Source organism: Photorhabdus sp. CRCIA-P01 (assembly GCF_003545805.1).
In the GTDB taxonomy this organism is placed as follows: Bacteria; Pseudomonadota; Gammaproteobacteria; order Enterobacterales; family Enterobacteriaceae; genus Photorhabdus; species Photorhabdus antumapuensis.
This window is the reverse complement of the sequence record NZ_NMQR01000093.1, coordinates 1-5,599: the sequence shown is the minus strand read 5'-3', so window position 1 is coordinate 5,599 and position 5,599 is coordinate 1. Positions and strand designations below refer to the sequence as shown.

General features: G+C 41.0%; 4 protein-coding genes and 3 pseudogenes. 6 read left to right on the top strand and 1 reads right to left on the bottom strand.

Annotation, left to right across the window (positions count from 1 at the left end):
- Positions 1-662: 662 nt before the first annotated feature.
- The 6 genes and pseudogenes from D3222_RS23295 to D3222_RS23265 all read left to right on the top strand — a co-directional run bounded on the left by D3222_RS23295 (position 663) and on the right by D3222_RS23265 (position 5,114).
- Complete coding sequence (locus tag D3222_RS23295) at positions 663-1,064, top strand: hypothetical protein (RefSeq protein ID WP_118988221.1); 402 nt, start codon at positions 663-665, stop codon at positions 1,062-1,064.
- 34 nt (positions 1,065-1,098) lie between these two features.
- Positions 1,099-1,749: pseudogene (add, locus tag D3222_RS23290) on the top strand (adenosine deaminase); the annotation flags it as partial.
- Between the two features lie 1,366 nt (positions 1,750-3,115).
- A complete protein-coding gene (locus D3222_RS23280; RefSeq protein ID WP_118988219.1) occupies positions 3,116-3,367 on the top strand; it encodes a recombinase family protein in 252 nt (83 codons plus the stop codon).
- Positions 3,368-3,378: 11 nt separating this feature from the next.
- Positions 3,379-4,342, top strand: a pseudogene (locus tag D3222_RS23275) (ISKra4 family transposase); the annotation flags it as partial.
- Between the two features lie 191 nt (positions 4,343-4,533).
- Entirely contained in the window at positions 4,534-4,737 is a 204-nt protein-coding gene (locus D3222_RS23270) for a type II toxin-antitoxin system VapB family antitoxin (protein WP_015834907.1), read from the top strand.
- Positions 4,737-5,114 carry a type II toxin-antitoxin system VapC family toxin gene (locus D3222_RS23265; protein WP_118988218.1) on the top strand — a complete coding sequence of 126 codons (378 nt, stop codon included), beginning with the start codon at positions 4,737-4,739 and terminating at the stop codon, positions 5,112-5,114. Before D3222_RS23270 ends, D3222_RS23265 begins: the two co-directional genes overlap by 1 nt.
- A 288-nt stretch (positions 5,115-5,402) precedes the next feature.
- On the opposite strand, the pseudogene D3222_RS23260 reads toward D3222_RS23265, so the two are convergent.
- Positions 5,403-5,599, bottom strand: a pseudogene (locus tag D3222_RS23260) (IS110 family transposase); the annotation flags it as partial.

The following is a 5,599-nucleotide window of genomic DNA, read 5'->3' as shown; positions in this document are numbered from 1 at the left end:
GTTCAGGAATGGGGATTCCATTCCTGAATATAGTTATTACTTGAAATATAATCGATCCAATAGAGTCTATTCTGATTTTTTGGATAATTCCTTGCATTAATTGCCATTCATTACTCACAGCCGAGAATTTTCATTCACAATTATTTTATTTAAAAACAATGTATTACCTACAAAAACCACACAAACATAAATATTATTTATAATAAACAAGATTCTCATCTATAATATATAGAGTTCTAGAACTATTATTTGCCTATCAACATAACTAGTTTTTTTACGTTTGTTTAAGGAGATGAATATGCCAGCAGCACAAGCTTACGCTCCACCTGGTTTTTAGGGACCTTGGGTTGATTTACAAGGATGGTCGGGTGCTACACATAATATTAGATATACTTTTGTAACAGAATCACAGATGCCATCCGCTTTTTCTGTTGAGATACAATTATGTAGATCAGTCGGGGCTAAAAACTACACACGCTACAGGCCCGGGTGATTGCATGATCCATGGAGGAGGAGCGGGAATAGACAGAATAAGATGTAAAAGCTTTTCTACAGGACAAAATGTTATTGTTACTTGGGATTAGTAATAATATACTACTCATAGCCCTACTTAATTTTTAAGTGGGCTATATGTGGTTCTTAAATATGACAGGTTCGAAATCATGAAAAATCTATTTGTTATTATGATGTTCCTCTCCGCAATAGCCGGATGTTCCGATAAAAACAATCGAAATAGGCTAATTCAAACGAAAGAAGGGTTAGAATTTGAATTTTTATCTGGTGACAAGTTTATCTTAACTCAATCTTGTACAGATCAAATTGATTATTTAGGAGCACATGATGGGATGAATAATGAGTTATCAGTAGTAGTAAAAAAAGATAAACCATGTTTTCCTCGATTTAATGCTCTAATCAATAAAAACATTGGAACCCAAATGACAGTATCATTCAACGGTATTCCTATGTTCACAACGACTATTCAAACCTCTTTATCTCCTTCGTTTAGGATGGGGGCAAATGATAAAAAACAAGCCATTAGTATTGTGGACACATTGAAAAATTAGATGCGTTGCCCTAAGTAGTTTTCAAAATAGTAGAGCGATTATTGATGGTATCCATTCTGCCCGTCAAAATAACGATATCGACATTCGTCTTATCGGAATTTTAAGCAGAACTTTTGGTGAACAAGCCTGTACTCAGGAATTAGCTAGTCTGCTAGCTCACCGCCAACATATTACGGCCTTGGATCTGGCAGGTGACGAGTTAGGTTTTCCCGGCCCTCTTTTTCAATCTCATTTTACCAAAGCCCGTGATGCTGGATGGCATATAACCATCCATGCCGGCGAAGCTGCTGGCGCTGAAAGTATTTGGCAAGCCATTAGGGAATTAGGCGCCACTCGTATTGGTCATGGAGTAAAAGCCATTACCGATCCCGGATTAATGGATTATTTGGTTGATAACCGGATTGGTATTGAAGCCTGTTTAACCTCAAACCTTCAAACCAGCACCGTTAATTGTTTATTGGACCATCCACTGAAACGATTTCTGGAAAAAGGCATTCTTGCCTCTATTAATACAGATGATCCGGCAGTTGAAGGCATCGATATCCGCCATGAATATGAAGTTGCCGCCCCCGCCGCGGGTTTATCTATTGCTCAAATTCGCCAGGCTCAGATAAATGGGCTGGAAACCGCGTTTATCAGTGACGCAGAAAAACAGGCATTACGGGTGAAAGTAGCAAATCGTTAAATGTAAACAGTTCAGGAATGGGGATTCCATTCCTGAATATAGTTATTACTTGAAATATAATCGATCCAATAGAGTCTATTCTGATTTTTTGGATAATTCCTTGCATTATTGCCATTCATTACTCACAGCCGAGAATTTTCATTCACAATTATTTTATTTAAAAACAATGTATTACCTACAAAAACCACACAAACATAAATATTATTTATAATAAACAAGATTCTCATCTATAATATATAGAGCATAAAAAAGTGTGGGGTACTACATTAATGTTTATACTACTATAGCTAATGTAGAACTATCAACCGTACTCCGGCTAGCTCATTAATTCTAATGCCAGGATACCAACTCCCAAATTGTGCCTTCAGTTCTCCATTCAGAACGGCCATCTGAGGGGAACCATAGATTTTTTATGCTCTACAGATAAATGGAAAACCAAATCAATGCTGTTACTAACTCGCTGAATATGTGTGGGGACACTGATCTGTCGGGAGCCGGATGCGGTAGTTCCGCAAGTCCGGTTCTGAGGAGGGGCCTGTCCGGGTAACCGGCAGGTCTACTCAACCGCTGGTCCTAGACAGAATCACCTGAGTGTCCAGAAACCGAACTAAACGGTGTAAATGACCGCTACGGCGGTCAGCATAAAATGAAGTACTTCTAAAGAAGATGATAAAAGAGAAAATTCTAAGCAGAATTTCCCCTTTCTAACGTTTGTTTTTTCATTATTCCATCCCCTTTTTTGATATATTATCTGGAAATCATTGTGAAATTTTTTGTATCTGTATTAACATACATTTCCTTAGAGTATATAAATGCCAATTTGGCAAGATCGTACCCGTTAGCCGGAAGCTCAATTTTTCCTAGATTGGTATATGCGTAGAAATAATTACCATCTACTACGCCAACTTCATTAACAATGACCCTTTTACCTATTATTGATACGCAGTCACCACATGAGGCCCAGCTATTTGTTGATAATAATACACATGATAAGGTAAGCGAGAGAAAGGTTTTCGATATAATTGACATGTTTTGTTTTCCTTTAAATATAACTTGGGTGCAAGATTGTGAAACATATGATGAACTCATCCTAGATTTCTATACAGCGTATTCTGGTTACTAATAACCTTAAATTTTGAAAGGAGTAATATAATGGCTGGAAAGATAGATATACTTCCTATAGAGACCATAAAAATCTGTGGGGCACGGTGTTAAATCGACGATAGAATAGGATGATCGGTATCCATAAAGGTACCTTTTCATCCATGCTAAAAACAAGGAAATAATCCTCTATAAACATCGGGAAAGTCAATTTTATAGAGTATTCTACAAATCTTTATCAGGTTTAAAGACTTTTGAGGGTGATATGCATTATGCCTACATTCGGGTCAGTTCGGTTGACCAGCATGTTGATCGCCAGAAAGAGGCACTGTCTGCGTCCGGTATTAAAATTGACAAAATCTATATCGAACAAGCCAGGGCGAAAAACATCAACCGGCCACAGCTTCAGGATATGCTTCAACCGGTCAGAACCGGCGACACGATAGTTGTTCACTCCCTCGATCGGTTATGCCGCATTAAGAGAGAAAGGTATCAAGTTAAAGCTGGCCTGCTATAACGTGGGATTAGCTCAAAGATATTCTGCCGGTGGGGGAACGCTGTAATGCCTCCACAGTCAGAAATCATCTCTGTCAGATCGCCCAAAGACAAGAGGCCGAATTAGACGGATTGCCGGATTTTCTCCCTGGCGATCCCAGAGAATGGGAAAAATTACCCAAACCGGGAAAACCGATGACGGTGGGTATTGATGGAGGCTACGTCAGAAACCGGGACGACAGAAAACCCCATTTTGAAATCATCGTCGGAAAATCATTCGCGGCTAATGCTCCAACCAAACGCTTTGGTTTTGTGCAATGTCTTGAAAATCACCCCAGAAGAAAACTCATCGCCCAGTTATCTTCACAAGGTATGCAGGCGAATCAACAAATTACTGTCTTATCGGATGGTGCCAATAATCTCAGGGATCTGCAATTTAACTTGTACCCCGAATCGCAGCACGTACTGGATTGGTTTCATATCACGATGCGTCTGACAGTACTCAAACAATATGCCAGAGGGGTATCGACCCCCCCCTGAACTCGGTGCAGAATTATTGGACGCTTTAACCAGTACAAAATGGTATCTCTGGCATGGCAATGTGATTAAGGCATTAGAACAGCTAGAGGATTGTGCTGAGATGTGTGATGAGGACATCTCGCATTATGATAATAAGAAATCCTTATCAAAACATATCGATGAAATGTACACCTACATTGAAAATAACCGCATGATGATCCCGAATTATGGTGAAATGTACCGCTATGGTGAACCCATGTCCTCTTCATTTGTTGAATCGACGATCAATGAAGTGATTGCCAAACGGATGGTGAAAAAGCAGCAGATGCAATGGAGCCGGCAAGGTGCGCATGACTTACTCCAGACCCGCACAGCCGTACTTAATGATGATTTGAAAACCCAATTTGAGCATGGGTATCCGGGCATAAAATTAGGTGACGAAACGGAGCATTCTTGGACAGAAAAGATTGCGGCATAAGTGCCCCACAGATTTTTATGGTCTCCATGATGTTAAAATTATCTAACTATTTCAGTCCGTGACTTATCCATTTCCCAACCCTCTTCAAATGGTGACAGGTTAACAAAATTGTCCCCAATGATTTATGCTCTTGCATTGATTCAGATATTGATGCAATATTGCATCAATATCTGAATCAATGAGGTAATCAAATGCGAACTACTGTCACGATTGATGATGTGCTGTATGCACAGGCGCTGGAAATGGCCGATCCTAGCATGGACAAAGCTGATATTTTCCGGGAAGCAGTGAAAACGTTTGTTCAGGTGCAGGCTGCAAAGCGGCTCGCTTCGCTCGGCGGTACATCGCCTGAAATGCAGACGATTCCCCGCCGCCGCGAGGAGCCATCCGCATAATGACTATTTTGGTTGATACATCCGTCTGGGTTGACCATTTCAAAAACCGGAATGACGGGTTGATTCAGTTGCTGAGCCGGGATCTGGTTTTGATTCATCCAATGGTATTGGCAGAGATAGCATGTGGTACCCCTCCGGCTCCAAGACTGCGAACACTTAGTGATCTAGGTCTTTTACCACCGAGCCATCAGGCCAGTATTGCCGAAGTGATCGCGTTTATTGAAAACGAAAAACTGTACGGGCTTGGATGTGGTTTTATTGATATTACGTTGCTGGCATCAACCTTAATAACGCCAGGATCAAGACTTTGGACATTGGATAAGCGACTTGAGAGATTGGCTAAACGTCTTAATGTGAGTTATCAGCCGATTCATTGACCGGAAACTTATAATGGAGAGCATAAAAATCTATGGTTCCCCTCGTTTTTGCAACACTCATTTTTGATGAATTTTTGGCTTGCTTAAATCTATCCGGCGTCACTGTAGGCAAGGAGCCTGCGCCTCGATGAGTTCCGCGCCTGATGAACCTTAAAACCTTGTCGGCTTGAAAGAGCCATTTTTTATGTTAAGTTTCTCATCAGGCCGGTAGGCCGTTCATGTCATCAATAATCAGTCTTCGCAAAACCAGTGGGGTAACATTTAAATAGGTTCACAATGACGCCAGCTTTAGGCGACAAATACCGTGTGTTGTGTCGTAATGGCCCACGCTATCCGGGCGAGTTTATTAGCCAATGCACAGGCCACGATATTAGAGTGCTTTCGTTCAAGCTGCTGCTTAACCCAGTCAGCCAGTTTTCCCTGCCGGTGCTCAATCTGTTGCATGAATGACCGGGCGCAGAGTACCAACAGTTGCCGGAGCGTCT